We start from the raw sequence: 16,095 nt of genomic DNA, 5'->3' as shown, positions 1-16,095 counted from the left end.
CGTATGCATGCCTGAACTGAGAGGCCCGCCCACAAAACGGTTGGTGGCGCCGCTCGGCGGTCGAGTACGCCGGAAACCGATACCGCGGAGCGACGGACCGACGGTCAGGACGCTTCCTGAACCATATCGCGAGCGTCGTCGTCGCTCAGGTCCATGTCGTGTTTCTCGTGGGCGTGTTCCTTGACGTGCTCGATGACCTCGTGCTCGTCTTCGGATTTGATCATGAACTCGTCGTCCTGGCTGCATTCGACCTGGTAGGCCATACGAGCGCCGACGGACCGAGCCGGTATTGCTATACGGCGGCTTCCGGGCGGTAGGTCGCCCCCCGTCGGTCGGTAACGCGGTACATCGGCGAGTATCGCGACCTTTCGCCGTCACTCGTCGCGCAGGAGCGCGTCGTCGCCGTGGCGTTCGCGCAGCTCGCGGAGGTACGCCTGACTTTCCCGCACGCGACGGGTCGGCTCCTCGTAGGCGTGTTCGAACCACGCGTCCACGTCGGGCTCGTAGGCTTCGGCCGCCTCGACCAGTTCGGCCACCCGCTCACGGTTTCGCTCCTCGACGGCGGCGACGCGCTCGTCGTCGAGCAGGTCGCGCTCGCGGAGGAACCGTTCCATCCGCGGGATCGGGTCGCGCTCGCGCCAGCGCTCGACCTCCTCGTCGGTGCGGTACCGCGAGGGGTCGTCGGCGGTGGTGTGGGCGCCGAACCGATACATCTCGGCCTCGATCAGCGTCGGGCGCAGTTGCTCCGCGCCGGGGTCGCGAGCCTTCTCGACGGCGGCGCTCGTCACCTGGTAGACGGCGAGGGGATCCATCCCGTCGACGCGGACGCCGGCGAAGCCGTAGGAAGCGGCCTTCTCCGCGATGGTCGCGCTGGCGGTCTGGCGTTCGCGCGGGACGGAGATGGCGTACTGGTTGTTGTTGCAGAAGAAGAGCGCGGGCGCGTCGAAGACGCCAGCGACGTTCAGCGCCTCGTGGAAGTCGCCCTCGCTCGTGGCGCCGTCGCCGAAGTGACAGCAGACGACGCGGTCGTCGCCCTGCAGTCGTGCGGCCCAGGCCATCCCCGTCGCGTGGGGGAGGTGACTGGCGATGGAGATGTTGAGCGGGAAGACGTGCTTGCTCGCGAGCCACTCGTTGCCGACCTCGTGGCCCATCCAGTAGAGCAGATACTCGGGTTCGAGCCCGCGGACGACGACGGCCCCGTGTTCGCGGTACTGGTCGAGTATCCAGTCGTCGTCCCGCAGCGCGTGCGTCGAGGCGACCTGGGCGGCCTCCTGGCCGGCCAGCGGCGGGTAGGTTCCCATGCGGCCCTGTCGCTGGAGCGAGACGGCTCGCTCGTCGAGGTGGCGGGCGAGCTTCATCTCGCGGTAGATCGCCACGAGTTCCTCGTCGGAGAGGTCGGGAACAGTCGCCTCCTCGCGGACTCGGCCGTCGGCGTCGAGCACCTGCGCCAGCCCGTCGTCGGTGCGCGCGACGCGTTCGCTGTCGCTCACCCCCGAAGCGACGGCCAGCAAGCGCATAACGGTTTTCCCGACCGGGCGGGTCCGACGGTCGAGCGGTGGGACGGCGTCAGCCGACTACTCGAGCTGGTGGTAGTCCAGTTCGTACCCCGCGTCGAGGGCCTCCTGGACGGCCTCGCTCGGCGTGCCGACGGGGGCCGTGTCGACGCGCATCGCACCGACGCTGTCGGGGCCGATCACGACCGAGCGGCGCCACTCCGGGTCGGTCTCGGGGAATTCGGTACGGACGTGGGCACCGCGAGACTCCTCGCGTTCGAGCGCGCCACGCACTACCGCCTCCGCGACGGTCAGCGCGAACCCGAGGTCGAGCGCGAACTCGAACGAGCGGTCCGTCCGGTCGCCGACCGCGAGATCGGCCGCGCGTTCGCGGATCGACGCCAGTTCGTCCAGCGCCTCGCTCAGCCCCTCGCCGTCCCTGAGGATCCCGGCGTGGGTCCAGAGCGACTCCCGCAGCTCGTCCAGCAGCGCCTCGGGGTCGTGCGCGCCGTCGCGTCCCGACAGCGTCGCGAGGTCGGCGAACTGCGAGCCTGCACGCTCGTGGAACGCCCCGTCCGCCGGTCGCTCGACGCCGTCGCCGAGCCGCTCGGCGACGGCCTGGCCCGTCACCTCCCCGAACGCGATGGTCTCGGCCAGCGAGTTGCCGCCGAGGCGGTTGGCGCCGTGGACGCCGGCCATCGTCTCGCCGATGGCGTAGAGGTCGTCGACGCTCGTCTCGCCGACCTCGTCGACGACGACCCCGCCCATGCCGTAGTGGGCGGTCGGCGCGACCTCGACGGGCTCCTCGGCCATGTCGACGCCCAGGTCCGCGAACCGCTCGGACATCCGCGGGAGTCGCTCCTCGATGAACTCGCGCTCGCGGTGGGAGATGTCGAGGTAGACGCCGCCGCTCTCCGTTCCGCGGCCCTCCTCGATTTCCTGTGCGATAGCGCGAGCGACCACGTCGCGGGCGTCGAGCTCCATCTGGTCGGGCGAGTACCGCTCCATGAACCGCTCGCCCTCCGAGTTGTACAGCCGGCCGCCCTCGCCGCGGACGGCCTCGGTGACGAGGCGGCCGTCCCACTCTTCGCCGTAACGGTTGCCGGCCATCCCGGTCGGGTGGAACTGGACGAACTCCATGTCCAGCAGGTCCGCGCCGGCGCGGTAGGCCAGCGCGGGGCCGTCGCCGGTGTTCTCGTCGTCCCGCGAGGAGTGGCGCCTGTAGAGACTGGTGTAGCCGCCCGCCGCGAGGACGACCACCTCGGCGTCGACGCCGACGAACTCGCCGGTGTCCGTGTCGACGGCCGTGGCGCCCAGCACCCGGTCGCCGTCGGTGACCAGATCGGAGACGAACAGGTTCTCGCGGTAGGGGATCTCGAGGTCCTGCGCGCGCTCGACGAGCGTGTCGAGCATCGACTCGCCGGTGTGGTCGCCCGCGAAGGCCGTCCGCCGGAACGACTGGGCACCGAAGTACCGCTGGTCGATCTCGCCCTCGTCGGTCCGGCTGAACGCCATCCCCCACTCGTCGAGCTCCCGGAGGAGCGCGGGCATCCGCTTCGTGACCGTCTCGACCTTGTCGGGGTCGTTGACGTGGTGGCCCTCGTTCAGCGTGTCGGCGGCGTGGACGGTCCAGTCGTCTTCCGGATCGTGGGTCCCGAGCGCGCCGTTGACGCCGCCCCGGGCCCACGTCGTGTGGGCGTCGCCGTGGCCCCGCTTGCCGACGACGAGCAGGTCCTCGGGGGCGACCCCCTGCTCGACCAGTTCGATCGCCGTCCGCGCGCCGGCGGCACCGGCACCGATCACCAGTACTCGCCGCTCGACCGTCTCGTAGTCGTCGGGGTCGATGGCCTCGTCGTCGGCCAGTTCGAACGACTCACCCGTCGCTGTCCCATGGGGACTCTCCATACTACAGTTTAGTACCGGACCGACTTAACACCAACAAACCGATCGGCCGAAAACGGACGAATTAGCCCATCGAAGGGCGGAATCCTCCATCAACGATCGGGTCGGACTTGCGAGTCGAGCCGGACCGCCTGCCGCTGCCGGGGCCCACCGAACCTTCCGATTAGATTTAAAGGGTGACGCTCGGTACAGGGTGATATGTTCGAGAAGGTCCTCGTCGCGAACCGCGGCGAGATCGCCGTCCGCGTGATGCGCGCCTGCGAGGAGCTCGGCGTCGGGACGGTCGCCGTCTACAGCGAGGCCGACAAACACGCCGGCTTCGTCCGCTACGCCGACGAGGCGTACAACGTCGGCCCCGCTCGCGCGGCCGACTCCTACAACGACGGGGCGGCCGTCATCGAGGCCGCGGAGAAGGCCGACGCCGACGCCATCCACCCGGGCTACGGGTTCATGGCCGAGAACGCCGACTTCGCCGCCCGCGTCGAGGAGACCGACGGGATCACCTGGATCGGCCCCGCCAGCGAAGCGATGGAACGCCTCGGCGAGAAGACCCACGCCCGCCAGGTGATGCGGGAGGCCGACGTGCCCATCGTCCCCGGCACCACCGAGTCCGTCGAGGACCCCGAGCAGGTGGTCGAGTTCGGGGAGGAACACGGCTTCCCCGTCCTGATCAAGGCCGAAGGCGGGGGCGGCGGGATGGGCCAGGAGGTCGTCGAGAGCCCCGAAGACGCCGAGGAGGCTCTCGAAACCGCCCAGCGCGAGGGCGAGGCGTACTTCTCGAACGCCTCGGTGTACCTCGAACGGTTCCTCGACAACGCCCGCCACGTCGAGGTGCAGATCATCGCCGACAAACACGGCAACGTCCGCCACGTCGGCGAACGGGACTGCTCGCTCCAGCGACGCCAGCAGAAGGTCATCGAAGAGGGGCCGAGCCCCGCGCTCACCGACGAATTACGCGAGGACATCAGGGAGGCCGCCCGCCGGGGTGCCGACGCCGGGGACTACTACAACGCCGGCACCTTCGAGTTCCTCGTCGAGGACGACGACCGCAACGACGAGGGCCTGCTCGACGCCGACACGGATTTTTTCTTCCTCGAAGTCAACACGCGCATCCAGGTCGAACACACCGTCACCGAGGAGCTGACCGACATCGACCTCGTGAAGTGGCAGATCCGCGTCGCCGCCGGCGAGGAACTCACCTTCGACCAGGACGACGTGGAACTGGAGGGCCACGCCATGGAGTTCCGGATCAACGCCGAGAACGCCGCCAACGACTTCGCGCCCGCCACCGGCGGCGAGTACGAGGTGTACGATCCGCCCGGCGGTATCGGCGTTCGCGTCGACGACGCCCACCGCCAGGGCGACGACCTCGTGACCGACTACGACTCGATGGTCGCGAAGCTCATCACCCACGGCGAGGACCGCGCCGAGTGCATCGCTCGGGGCAAGCGCGCGCTCGCCGACTACACCATCGAGGGCTTCCCGACGATCATCCCCTTCCACCGCATGATGCTCACCGACGAGCCGTTTCTCGAGGGCCGCCACACCACGAAGTACCTCGACGACGACCTCGACCACGAGCGCATCGAGGCCGCCCAGGAGAAGTGGGGCACCGAACCGGCGGGCGCCGGCGACGGCGACGAGGAGGTCGTCGAGCGGGAGTTCACCGTCGAGGTCAACGGCAAGCGCTTCGAGGTGGAACTCGAAGAGCGGGGTGCACCTGCGATCCCGACCGGCGGCGACGGCGCCGCCGGGAACGGCGGCCAGGCCCAGCGACCCCAGCCCGGCGGCGGGGGTTCGAGCGGCGGCGACGCCGGCGGCGCCTCCGCCGAGGGTCAGGAAGTGACCGCCGAGATGCAGGGCACCATCCTCGAAGTCAACGTCGCGGAGGGCGACGAGGTGGCGGCCGGCGACGTGCTCTGCGTGCTGGAGGCGATGAAGATGGAGAACGACATCGTCGCCGAGAACGGCGGCACCGTCACCGCCGTCGCCGTCAGCGAGGGCGACTCGGTCGACATGGGCGACACGATGTTCGTGCTGGACTGACCGACCTCGGTGCGGAGCGCGCGGACTAGAAGATTTTTGACAGTGCGTTTGGACGATCCGGTAGATGGTCCCCGATAGCTCCCTCTCCAGACGCCAGTTGCTCGCGAGCGGCGGTGTCACGGGCACGCTGCTGGGCGGCGGTTACCTGGCGCGTCAGTACCTCCGGACGGCAGCGGGCGCGCAGACGGCGGTCGGCGGTGCGAGCGGCTGGCCGATGGCCGCTCGCGACCCCGGTGGCACGGCCTACGCGCCCGACGCCGACCCGCCGATCGACGGCATCAGCGTGCGCTGGCGGCGTGACATCCTCTCGGGATCCGAAGCGGACGAACGACCCGCGCCCGTCGTCGCCGACGGCGTCGTCTACGCCGTCGGGCCGTTCGGGTCCGAGGACGTCCCTGTCAGCCCTGAACTGCTCGCCGTGTCGGCGAGCGACGGGGACGTACTCGCGCGTGGTCGGCGGTCGACGCGGACCGCGGCGGCAGTTGCGCCCGCTCGCGCCTACCGGGAGCCGACCGTCGCGACGCTGGAGACGCCGACGTTCGACGCCCATCGACTCGTCGGACTCCCGGCTCGCGGCGGTCGGTCGGGATGGTGGCAGGGCGACGACGCGACGCGGTGGACGGCGTCGACCGACGCGGACGCGGACAGCTACAGCAGAGTCCACTTCGGCGGGAGCACGACCCCACCGCCCGTCGTAGCCGGGGACACGCTCCTGACGTACGTCCGCGGCACGCTCGCGGTGGTCGACGGGAGCGGCGGCGCGGTTCGGTGGACGAGCGACGAGGGGCTCCCCGCCGTGCGCCCGGCGGTCCGTGACGGCACCGCCTACGTCGTCGGCCCCGAGGGCGGCGTTCGAGGCTACGACCTCGCGACCGGCGACCACACCACCGTCCGGCGGGCGTTTCCCGCTTCGCCGATGTACCTGACCGCGACGGCCGAGCGGCTGTTCGTCAGCGGCCAGGGCTGGATTCAGGCGCTCGACACCGACGGTTCGGTCGCCTGGAGAACCTCCTTCGAAGGCGAGGACGTGCCGGCGGGACCGCTCGCCGTCGGTGACGGGACGGTCTACGCTCGACGCCCGGCGGATCGGGGCACCGAGTCGGAGGGAGAGACGGAGACCGACGGCGGGACCGAGCCGCTCGCCCGGCTCTGCGCGCTCGACGCCGCCGACGGGTCACTCCAGTGGGTCGCCGACGGCGTCGCCGTCGAGACCGGTCCCTTCCTGCCGGCGGTCGCCGACGGGCTGGTCGCGGTGCCGACCGCCGACGGCGCGCTCGCGGGCGTCGACGCCGCCGACGGCTCGGTCCGCTGGCGGTTCGACTCCCCGGCCGAGCCGTGTTCGCCGGCCGCTCTCGTCGACGACGCGGTGTACGTCGTCGCGAGCGCGCAACTCTACGCGCTGGAGGAAGCATGAGCGGCGAGCGCGACGCGGCGGCCCCGAAGGGTCCGGACGCGCCGACGGCCGCGGAGTCGACCGGGCCGACTTCCGACAGGGCGGCGACCAGAACCGACGGCGGGTATCTGACCGGTCCCGCGGTCGAGCGCGACGACGGGTCGCCGCTCACGGGAACCGGGCTGGTCCGCGAGGGGGTCGCCAGCCTGCGCAGGCAGCCGACCGTCCTCGTCGCGATGGTTCTGGCCGGGCTGGCCGTGGCCGTCGTCGACTGGGTCCGACTGGTCGACCCCGTTCCGGTCGCCGCGTTCCAGGGCCTCACGACCGGGCGCCTGGCGGTCCACTACGGTGTCGTGGTGAGCGTGCCCGCCGGCGTGACGACGCCGCTGTCGGCGCTGGCCGGGTTGAAACCCGGCTGGCTGGTCTGGGTCGGAGCGCTGGAGCTGTTGCGAACCGCGGCGTTCGCGGCGGCGGGGGTCTACGCGTTCGCGACGCTGCTCGACGTCGAGCCGACCCGAGCGGCGACGGCCCGGTACGGATTCGTCTTCGCCGCCGACGCGCTTCTGAGGACCGTCGCCCCCGCGGCGGACGTACCGCTGTTCGTCGGCATTCCGTTCGTCGCGCTGTACGTCTACGTCGTCGTCCACCTGGTCGCGCTCCCGGCGCTGCTCGTCGATGGCGAATCGACGCGCGACGCGCTCGGGCGGAGCTGGCAGCTGTCGACCGGTCACGGCTGGGCGCTGGCGGCCGTCGTGGTCGTCCTCGGCCTCGCGACCTTTCTGTCGGCGAGCGCGCCCGTCGGCGGACCGGTGCTCGCGGGCGCTATCGCGGCGGTGCAGGTCGGGACTGTCGCTGCGTTCGTCCGGCGTGTGCGGTGAGTCGCCCCGGTCGTCCGCGCCGTGACGGCCGGGACGGTGGAATCCCTTCGGTCGCGCTGCGCTCCGGACCACTTACGGTCGCCGGGAACCGACCCGTTCGCATGCAGGAGACGCGCGAGCGGGTCCTCGACGCGCTGAGCGAGGGACCCGTCACCGGGCCGGAGCTGGCCGAGCGGCTGGACGTGTCGCGGGCGGCCGTCTGGAAACACGTCGAGGCGCTGCGCGAGGAGGGGTTCGGTATCGCCAGCGAGGACGAGGGGTACGCGCTCGCCGAGGTCCCGGAGTTCGGCGGTGCCGCCGTCGAGTACGGGCTGGAGGCGCCCTTCGACGTGGAGTTTCACGACTCGATCCCGAGCACCAACGCCCGCGCTCGCGACCTCGCGGGAGAGGGGGCCGCCGACGTGGCCGTCCTCGCCGACGAGCAGACCGGCGGTCGGGGCCGGCTCGACCGCGAGTGGTCGTCGCCCAGCGGTGGCATCTGGCTCAGCCTGCTGGTCCGTCCGGACGTGCCGGCGACGCACGCGCCGACCTTCACGCTCGCGGCGGCCGTCGCGGTCACGCGCGCCGCCCGCGAGGCCGGCGTCGACGCGGGGATCAAGTGGCCCAACGACGTCGTCGTGAGCGGAGCGAACGACGGCCCGTCAGAGCGGAGCTCTGACGACGTGGTCGTTCCCGGCGAGGGCCGGGAGGGCGGCGCAGTCGAACGGAAGCTCGCGGGGATCCTGACGGAGATGGAAGGCGAGGCCGACCGCGTCTCGTGGGTCGTCGTCGGGATGGGGATCAACGCCAACGTCGACCCCGAGGAGCTACCGAGCGAGGCGCGGCCGGCGACGCTTTCGGGCGAGGTAGGGGCTGTCGACCGCCGGCTGTTCACCCAGCGCGTCGTCGAGGAGTTCGACGAGCTGCGGAGCGAGCCGGAGTCGGTGGTCCCCGCATGGCGCGAGTACGCGACGACGCTGGGCAGGCGCGTGCGGGTCGACACGTCCGCCGGCGAGGTCGTGGGCGAGGCCGTCGACATCGAGTTCCCGGGCGCGCTCGTCGTCGACACCGGCGACGAACGGGTCACCGTCACCGCCGGCGACTGCGAACACCTGCGACCGGTCGAGTAGCGAGCGGGAGGTGGGCGGGCGAACGGCCCCACCGTCCGTCTCAGGAACTCTCGACGCCGGCGGTCGGGTCGGCGTCCGCTTCGACGACCTCCTCGGAGCTCCTCGATCTCTCGCTGACTGGCACCGTCACGACCGGCACCGCCGACTTCCGGACGACGCGCTCGGCGACGCTCCCCAGCAGCAGCCGGTCGATCCCCCCGCGCCCGTGGGTCCCCATCACGACCACGTCGACCGGCTGCTCGCGCGTGTAGCGGACGATTTCGGTGCTGGGCGTCCCTTCGACCGTCTCGGTCTCGACGGACACGTCGTCGGGCGCCAGCCGCTGGACCCCCTCGAGCGCAGTCTCCCCCTCCGACTCCAGCACCTGGCGGACCCCCTCCCAGGTGGACTCCATCGGGAGTCCGGTGAAACTCGTCGCGTCGACGACGTACAGCGCCCGGATCGTCGCGTCGTGGACCCGCGCCAGCGCCCCCGCGTGCTCGACCACCCGCTCGGTGCCCGCCGACCCGTCCGTCGGCAACAGGATCGTGTCGTAGATCCCCATGACAGACAGTACCAGCCACGGGCGTATAGTCCTTCGCCAGGGTCGAAATCGACGAACGAGCGGAAACGGACGAGAGAAGACGGTGGGATCGGGGCCTCGCGACCGGGCCGGTCAGGCCGCCATCATGGTCCGACACGACTCGGCGCACTCGCGGAGCACGTCGGCACAGACCTGGCAGTGGTCGGCGTCGTGGCGGTCGCACTCCGCGGCGCACTCCTCGCAGGCGCCGGCGCAGGCCTCGGCGAGTTCGGCGCTGTAGTTGGAGTCCCGCGCCATGAACCGGGCGTGCAGGGAAGCGATATCCGCCACGTCCCGACAGAGGCGGGCACACTCCTCCATGTCGGCGTCGCCGAGGCACTCGTCGGCGCACCACTCGCAGACCTCGGCGGCCTCGTTACAGATCTCGATACACTCGCGCTCGTCGTCGCTCAGACGGTCGATCCTGGAGACGGTTTCGGAGAGTGACATCGCACGCCCGGATACGGGCGGATGCCGTCTCAACTCGGTGCCTGAATCTCCAAGCCGTCGACAGCGCGCCCACAGCCGGCTCAGTCGCCGGTGAGGTACACGTCGGACACGTCCGCGACGCCGGCGCGGCGGACGACCGCGCGGACGAGGTCTTGCGCGCCGGCGAGGTTGTCCGAGTCGCCGTCGAGGACGAGCAGCCTGGCGTCGCGGCCGGGTTCGACCAGCCCGCAGTTGCGGTCGGCGATCTCGGCGCCGTTGACCGTCGCCATCCGCAACACGTCGCGGGCGCTGACATCGGCGAGCTTCGCGGCGAACTCCATCTCGCGGAACATCGAGGGGCTGTTGAGAAAGACGTTGTCCGTCCCGAGCGCGACGGTCGTTCGCTCCAGCAACTCGGCGATCGGCGGGAATCCCACGTCGGTGACGAGATTGGACCGCGGACAGACGGCGACCGGGATCTCGCTGTCGGCGACGCGGTCGAGGTGTAACTCCTCGGCGTGGACCATGTGAACGAGGAAATCGGGGTCCAGATCGAGCGCGGGGTTGATGTCGGAGGCGTCGACCTCGCCGGCGTGGATGCCGAAGGGCTTGCCGGCGCGGGCGGTCGCGTTGCGCTCCCGGGAGAAGTCGGCGTCGTTGGCGCCGCTGGCGCCGAAGCCGTCGGCCGCCTCCATCGCCTCGACCGTCTCGCGACCCATCACCATCGGGTCGATGGGCAGGCCGTGGGCCGCCCGCTCGAACGCTTCGACGCCCTCGACGCCGCCCTCCCGAAACTCGATGCAGGCCGCGGTCCCCGAATCGACCATGAACTGCAACGACCGCCGCATCGCCTCGACCTTCTCCTCCTGGCTCGCCGCGCGCAGCAGTCGGTGTTTCAGGCCGTCCGGCGGCGCGACCAGTTCCTCCAGCGAGAGGCCGCCGCCGGCCTCCTTGGCGATGGAGTCGCCGATGTGGGTGTGGGCGTTGACGAACGCCGGGAGGACGATGTCGTCGCTGTGGGTCGACGCTTCCTCGACGGCCGTGATCTCGCCGCCCTCGACGACGACGCGGCCCTCGACGGGCTCGAACTCGCGCCCGCGGAGTATCGTGCCCTCGAACGTGGTAGCACTCATTACTGTGAGTCTCTGGAGCGGCTAGTTAAAATCGTCGAGGGTCGCGTGGACGCCCGGCCGCACGTCGCGGACCCTGGTATCGTCGATGTCGAGGCCGAGCACCCGGACGGCGGCGTTGCCGACCCGCTCGGCGCTCGCGGCGGGCGCGTAGATGCCCAGCCGCCACTGGTCGCGCTGGGCGGCCCGCAGGGCGTTGACCAGCGTCGACTGCTCGCTCAGCCGGCGCACCTCGCCGTTGACCAGGACGCGACTGGACGACTCCTTCATCGACGGGCGGCCGGGCACGTCGAGGATCACCGCGTCGGGGTCGACGTTGGCCGCCTCGGCCACCGCGCGCTCGTGGTCGGCGATCGCCGTCTGGTCGGCGTCGAACAGGTCCTCCGGGACGGCCGCCATCTCCGCCCAGACCCCTCGTTTGTACAGGTCCCGGCGGTCGAGCCGGTGAGCGAGCGCGGCGGTCGCCTCGCAGTCGCGCAGGGCGACGCGTAGCTCGCAGTCGTCCATCCGCCGGAGTTCCGCCGCGTCGACGTCGGTGTGGGCGAGCAGCCGCTGGGTGGCCCGCCGGAGCATCGCCTTGGCGATGCGGGCGACGTGGTGGCTGTAGACGGTCGGGTTCATCAGCGCGCGAGCGAGCAGGAGGCTCTCGGCGGTCTGGACGTTGCCCTCGTCGAGGACGAGGTCGCCGTCGACGAACCGCAGCGCGCGCACCAGCCGCTCGGCGTCGATGGTGCCGTAGGGGACGCCGGTGTGGTGGGCGTCCCGCACCAGATAGTCCATCCGGTCGACGTCGAGTTCGCCCGAGACGATCTGGCCGAGTTCGCCGTCGCCCGCGACGAGGTCGGCCACGGCGGCGGGGTCGAGGTCGTGGTCGGCCAGCGCCCGGGCGACGGGACCGCTGTCGATGAGGTCGTGGACGTCGTCGTGGTACTTGCCGGTCCGGCGGTAGACGATCTCCTCGACGTTGTGGCTGTAGGGGGCGTGACCAACGTCGTGCAGCATCGCCGCCGCTCGCACCCGTTCGGCCTGGGTCCCCTCGATGCCCAGGTGGGCGAGCGCCTCGTTGGCGAGGTGGTAGACGCCCAGCGAGTGCTCGAAGCGGGTGTGGTTGGCGGAGGGGTAGACGAAAGTGACCGTCCCGAGTTGCTTGATCCGCCGGAGCCGCTGGACGGGCGGCGTGTCCAGCAGCGCCGCCGCGACGCCCTCGACCGCGATGTGGTCGTGGACGCTGTCCTTGATCGTCGTCATTACCCAGGAATTGTGCGCCATCGGACATAAGGGTCCGCCCCGTCGACTGCGGTCTGGTCCCGACGGTACGTAGCTATTTGGGGGTTCACTCCGGGACCGACGTATGGAAGTGACCGACTACGAGCTGTTCGAGGTCCCGCCGCGCTCGCTGCTGTTGAAAATCGAGACGAACGACGACATCGTCGGCTGGGGTGAACCGGTCCTCGAAGGGCGGGCGCAGACGGCCGCCGAGGCCGTTCGGGAGCTGATGGACAGCTACGTCCTCGGTGCAGATCCCTACGACATCGAACTACTCTGGCAGCAGATGTACCGCAGCGGCTTCTACCGGGGCGGAGCGGTCCTCATGAGTGCGCTCTCGGGCATCGATCAGGCGCTCTGGGACATCAAGGGGAAGGCACTCGGGGAACCCGTCTACGAGCTGCTCGGCGGGAAGGCCCGCGAGCGGATCAAACTGTACGCCCACGTCAGCGGGGAGGACCTCGGAGCCGCCGCGCGCAACCGCGTCGAGGAGGGGTTCAGTGCGATCAAAAGCGGGCCCGGCGTCGATCTCGAACACATCGACCGGACCCCGGCTATCGAGGAGGCCCGCGAGAACGTGCGGACGATGCGCGAGGCCGTCGGCGACGACGTGGACCTGATGTTGGACTTCCACGGGAAGCCGTCGAAACCGATGGCGAAGCGACTCGTCGGCGAGCTGGCGGAGTTCGACCCGATGTTCTACGAGGAACTCCTCGGCCCGGAGAAGAACGACCTGCTCCCGGACCTCGCCGAGCGGACGGCCGTTCCTATCGCGACCGGCGAACGACTGTACGGACGCTGGGAGTTCAAACCGCTCCTCGAAAGCGGCGCCGTCGACGTCATCCAGCCGGACATCTCACACGCCGGTGGTATCACCGAACTCCGGAAAATAGCGAGTATGGCCGAGACGTACGACGTGGCGCTCGCGCCACACTCGCCGCTGAGTTCGGTCGCGCTCGCAGCGAGTCTTCAAGTGGACGCCTGCACGCAGAACGCGATCATCCAAGAGCAGATCGTGTTGAACGAAGACGTACCGAACTACCTCACGGATATGAGCGTCTTCGAGCACGACGATCAGGGATACGTCGACCTCCCTAGCGCCCCTGGACTCGGCATCGAAGTCGACGAAGACCTGGTGCGTGAGATGGCGACCGAAGATGCCTGGGACGCGCCGGTCGTGCGCCGGAAGGACGGTAGCATTTCGGAGTGGTGACTCCGGTCACCCCCGTGTGGAATTTGATATGCGGGCTCGCTGGGACGGACGGAATCTACGGCCGACCGCTCAGCGGACGACCGTGAGCAGGTCGCGCAGTTCCTGTTCGGAGGCGTTGCCCTCGCGGACGGGCTCGCGGGGCTGTCGACCGGTCTCCTCGACGGCCTCGATGGCCTCCTCGGGCGCGTAGTCGCGGTCGTGGGCGAGCCAGGCGGCGAGCACCTGCCCGGTGCGGCCCATCCCGTCGAGGCAGTGGACGACGACCCGTTCGTCCGCCTCGACGGCGTCGGCGAGGAACGGCAGCACTTCCCGTTTCAGGAGGGCCGGGCAGGCCAGGCGGCCGTCGGGGATGGGGGCGTGAAGCACGTTGTCCTCCCCGAAGGCGTCCGTGTACCCGGCCACCTCGGGGTCGCCGGGCGACTGGTCGCCGGGAAGGAGCGAACAGACGCGCTCGATGTCGTTGGCGCGGGCGACGGCGATCCAGTCGGCGAGGGCGTAGCTCCGGTCGGCGGCGCTGTGCCAGCCGGGGCTACAGGCGCCGTAGACGTACTCCTCGTCCGGTGTGGCGGGGGCGAGTCGGTGTGCGCCTGCACCCGATTCTCGGTTGTGAACGTCTGGCATCTGGTCCTGGTCGTATCACTCGACCAACCAACTTGAGTTGCGCGGTGTAATTCTCATCTCTGACAACTGCGTGCGCCGGCGTGGCACGGTCGGGTCCCGCGTCCGGCGCGATCGACGTCACTCGTCCTCGACGAGATAGCGGAACGCCCGGAGCGTGTTACGGCCGCTCTCGGTCAGGGAGACGCGGGTCGACCGGCCGACCGCTTCGAGGGTCACGTAGCCGGTGTCCGACAGCGGGCCGAGGACGTGGCTGTCGAGCAGGCGGTACTCGCTCTTGCGGTTTGCGGCGTCCCGGTCGGCGATAAAGGGCAACCCCTCGCTCTTCCCGAACTCGATGAGGTCCCGTTTCCGGGCGCCGTCCTCGCGGTCGAGGTGGTCCATGACCGCGACGTGCTGGGGTTCGGGGCTCTGCATCGGGTAGGTGGGGAGTTCGGTGATCTCGCGGATACCCTCGGCCACGTCGCCGTCGGTCTCGGCGGCGTAGCGCTGGGCGCGGACGTAGTAGGGCGTCGCGCCGGTCGCCATGCAGGCGATCATGCCGCCGATGGCCGTCACTTTCGACCCCGAGGCGAGATTGACGTACACCTCGTGGTCGGCGAAGCGCGTGGCGAGTTCGGCGACGGTCCCGATCGAGTCGTAGAAGTCGAAGACGTTGCACGACACCGTCTCGTGGTCGATCCCGGCCTCGTCGAAGCGTCCACGGACGGTCTCGGCGTAGGAGGGGTGGTCGGTCTCGTCCTCGTAGCGCAGGAGGACGACGCGGTCGGCGCGCAACTCGACCGCCGGCAGGACGATCCGGTCGTTCTCGTAGCCCACCGGGATCAGGTGGACCCGCTCGGCGACTTCCATATCGTCCGCCTCTCGTCCCGCCCCCAAAACGATTGTCCCGACACAGCCGACACAGCGGTACCGGTTACATCGATTGAAAACGCCACGCCGGATTTTTACTACTGTCTCACTTCCATCGGGTGTATGCCGGTCATGGCGAGCGACGACTTCTCGGTCCACACCGACGACTGCGACCGATTCGACGACGGGATGCCGATATCGGACCTGCCCGACGAGGTGGGGTCCATCGACGACCTGGACTGCGAGTGCTGGAGCGCGTTCGACTCGCTGGCCGAGATCGAGTGACGGGGTCGCCGGGTCAGTAGTCGATCGTCCGGATACGGTTCATCCGACAGATCGGACAGCAGACGGCGGTCTCGTCTCTCGGGACGACGAACTCCACCTCGCACGTCCGACAGACGTACCGCTTCCCGCGGTCCGCGGTCGGACGCTCTATCTCGGCCACCGGCGTTCCCCCCGGCCCGCCGTTCGGTTCGCGTACCGTGACTCCGTACGGGTCTTCATGACTTCTGCGCCTGGTCACTCCCAGGGGCCGCGCGCATATGCCACTTGTTACCAAGTATGTTCGCGTTCGCTCCCCCTCCGTGCGCCGGTCGGTGTGGGCCCGCGTTCGGGCGAGGTACCAACGTCCAAATGCCCCCCCGCACAACGGCACGGCATGGACACCCTGCGCGACCCGTCGACGCTCCGTGCGGAGCCCGGCGTGGAGTACACCGAAGCGAGAACGACGGACGGCGCGGACGCCTTCGAATACTTCGACGAGGTCGAGGGACTGGTCGCCGTCGGCGTCACGAACGAGGCGGGCGCGGTGTTGCTGATGGACAGCCCGCACGGCTGGCGTCTGCCGTACGGCCACGTCCCCGGCGGCGCCGACTGGCTCGAACGTGCCGCCGAGATCGCCGCGACGCTGACCGGCGCCGAACCGGCCGCGAACGAGGTTCTCCGCGTCAGCGCGGTCACCCACGAGTTGCGGAGCGACACCGAGCGGACAGCCACGAGCTACGACCTCGTGGCGGGGACCGAGCCCGTCGCGGGCGAACCGGTCGCGGCGGACCCGACGTTCGGGGAGTGGTCGGATCTGGACCTGGCGTGGTTCGACGAGGTGCCCGACGACGCCTACCACGCCCACGGCGACGCCGTCGACGACATCGAGTACTTCCTCGACGCCGCCGAGGACTGATCGCGCCGCTGTGTCGACGGTGTC

The 16,095-nt window shown here is 70.1% G+C and carries 17 protein-coding genes; 7 read left to right on the top strand and 10 right to left on the bottom strand.

Annotated features, from left to right (window positions below; all coding sequences use genetic code 11):
- Positions 1–104: 104 nt before the first annotated feature.
- The 3 genes from C475_RS23080 to C475_RS09270 all read right to left on the bottom strand — a co-directional run bounded on the left by C475_RS23080 (position 105) and on the right by C475_RS09270 (position 3,398).
- Positions 105–263: a DUF1059 domain-containing protein gene (locus C475_RS23080; RefSeq protein ID WP_152436373.1), complete on the bottom strand. Its 159-nt coding sequence runs from the start codon at positions 261–263 to the stop codon at positions 105–107.
- A gap of 111 nt (positions 264–374) precedes the next feature.
- Positions 375–1,517, bottom strand: a complete 1,143-nt coding sequence (pdhA, locus tag C475_RS09275; protein WP_006883560.1) for a pyruvate dehydrogenase (acetyl-transferring) E1 component subunit alpha — start codon at positions 1,515–1,517, stop codon at positions 375–377.
- Between the two features lie 57 nt (positions 1,518–1,574).
- Positions 1,575–3,398, bottom strand: coding sequence for an L-aspartate oxidase (locus tag C475_RS09270; protein WP_006883559.1), 1,824 nt, complete (start codon positions 3,396–3,398; stop codon positions 1,575–1,577).
- A gap of 195 nt (positions 3,399–3,593) precedes the next feature.
- Between C475_RS09270 and C475_RS09265 the strand changes: the two genes are divergently transcribed.
- From C475_RS09265 to C475_RS09250, 4 genes are all read left to right on the top strand, one after another.
- Positions 3,594–5,441 (top strand): ATP-binding protein, encoded by a 1,848-nt coding sequence (locus C475_RS09265; RefSeq protein WP_006883558.1) that lies wholly within the window; start codon positions 3,594–3,596, stop codon positions 5,439–5,441.
- 64 nt (positions 5,442–5,505) lie between these two features.
- Positions 5,506–6,855 carry an outer membrane protein assembly factor BamB family protein gene (locus C475_RS09260; protein WP_006883557.1) on the top strand — a complete coding sequence of 450 codons (1,350 nt, stop codon included), beginning with the start codon at positions 5,506–5,508 and terminating at the stop codon, positions 6,853–6,855.
- A complete protein-coding gene (locus C475_RS09255; RefSeq protein WP_006883556.1) occupies positions 6,852–7,712 on the top strand; it encodes a hypothetical protein in 861 nt (286 codons plus the stop codon). The genes C475_RS09260 and C475_RS09255 overlap by 4 nt, the downstream gene beginning before the upstream one ends.
- Before the next feature lie 101 nt (positions 7,713–7,813).
- Positions 7,814–8,821 (top strand): biotin--[acetyl-CoA-carboxylase] ligase, encoded by a 1,008-nt coding sequence (locus C475_RS09250; protein WP_006883555.1) that lies wholly within the window; start codon positions 7,814–7,816, stop codon positions 8,819–8,821.
- A gap of 40 nt (positions 8,822–8,861) precedes the next feature.
- Here the strand turns inward: C475_RS09250 and C475_RS09245 are convergent, their stop codons facing one another.
- From C475_RS09245 to C475_RS09230, 4 genes are all read right to left on the bottom strand, one after another.
- Positions 8,862–9,359 (bottom strand): universal stress protein, encoded by a 498-nt coding sequence (locus C475_RS09245; RefSeq protein ID WP_082223290.1) that lies wholly within the window; start codon positions 9,357–9,359, stop codon positions 8,862–8,864.
- 117 nt (positions 9,360–9,476) lie between these two features.
- Positions 9,477–9,833, bottom strand: a complete 357-nt coding sequence (locus C475_RS09240; RefSeq protein ID WP_006883553.1) for a four-helix bundle copper-binding protein — start codon at positions 9,831–9,833, stop codon at positions 9,477–9,479.
- An 80-nt stretch (positions 9,834–9,913) separates the two neighbouring features.
- A complete protein-coding gene (locus tag C475_RS09235; RefSeq protein ID WP_006883552.1) occupies positions 9,914–10,945 on the bottom strand; it encodes an amidohydrolase family protein in 1,032 nt (343 codons plus the stop codon).
- Positions 10,946–10,966: 21 nt separating this feature from the next.
- The gene (locus C475_RS09230; RefSeq protein WP_006883551.1) at positions 10,967–12,190 is read right to left on the bottom strand and encodes an HD domain-containing protein; all 1,224 of its coding nucleotides are present in this window, start codon (positions 12,188–12,190) and stop codon (positions 10,967–10,969) included.
- Positions 12,191–12,293: 103 nt separating this feature from the next.
- Between C475_RS09230 and dgoD the strand changes: the two genes are divergently transcribed.
- A complete protein-coding gene (gene dgoD, locus C475_RS09225; RefSeq protein WP_006883550.1) occupies positions 12,294–13,421 on the top strand; it encodes a galactonate dehydratase in 1,128 nt (375 codons plus the stop codon).
- Between the two features lie 69 nt (positions 13,422–13,490).
- On the opposite strand, the gene C475_RS09220 is transcribed toward dgoD, so the two are convergent.
- Together C475_RS09220 and C475_RS09215 are read right to left on the bottom strand one after the other, a co-directional pair.
- The gene (locus C475_RS09220; protein ID WP_006883549.1) at positions 13,491–14,042 is read right to left on the bottom strand and encodes a protein-tyrosine phosphatase family protein; all 552 of its coding nucleotides are present in this window, start codon (positions 14,040–14,042) and stop codon (positions 13,491–13,493) included.
- Between the two features lie 117 nt (positions 14,043–14,159).
- The gene (locus C475_RS09215; protein ID WP_006883548.1) at positions 14,160–14,891 is read right to left on the bottom strand and encodes an HFX_2341 family transcriptional regulator domain-containing protein; all 732 of its coding nucleotides are present in this window, start codon (positions 14,889–14,891) and stop codon (positions 14,160–14,162) included.
- A gap of 123 nt (positions 14,892–15,014) precedes the next feature.
- Here C475_RS09215 and C475_RS24330 point away from each other — a divergent pair, with 123 nt between their 5' ends.
- Positions 15,015–15,176, top strand: coding sequence for a hypothetical protein (locus C475_RS24330; protein ID WP_006883547.1), 162 nt, complete (start codon positions 15,015–15,017; stop codon positions 15,174–15,176).
- 13 nt (positions 15,177–15,189) lie between these two features.
- On the opposite strand, the gene C475_RS23830 is transcribed toward C475_RS24330, so the two are convergent.
- Complete coding sequence (locus tag C475_RS23830) at positions 15,190–15,336, bottom strand: hypothetical protein (protein ID WP_006883546.1); 147 nt, start codon at positions 15,334–15,336, stop codon at positions 15,190–15,192.
- A 213-nt stretch (positions 15,337–15,549) separates the two neighbouring features.
- Between C475_RS23830 and C475_RS09210 the strand changes: the two genes are divergently transcribed.
- The gene (locus C475_RS09210) at positions 15,550–16,071 is read left to right on the top strand and encodes a hypothetical protein (RefSeq protein ID WP_006883545.1); all 522 of its coding nucleotides are present in this window, start codon (positions 15,550–15,552) and stop codon (positions 16,069–16,071) included.
- Positions 16,072–16,095: the final 24 nt, after the last annotated feature.

This window comes from Halosimplex carlsbadense 2-9-1 (assembly GCF_000337455.1).
In the GTDB taxonomy this organism is placed as follows: domain Archaea; phylum Halobacteriota; class Halobacteria; order Halobacteriales; family Haloarculaceae; genus Halosimplex; species Halosimplex carlsbadense.
The sequence above is the reverse complement of the archived record's forward strand: the minus strand, read 5'-3'. Positions and strand labels throughout refer to the sequence as shown.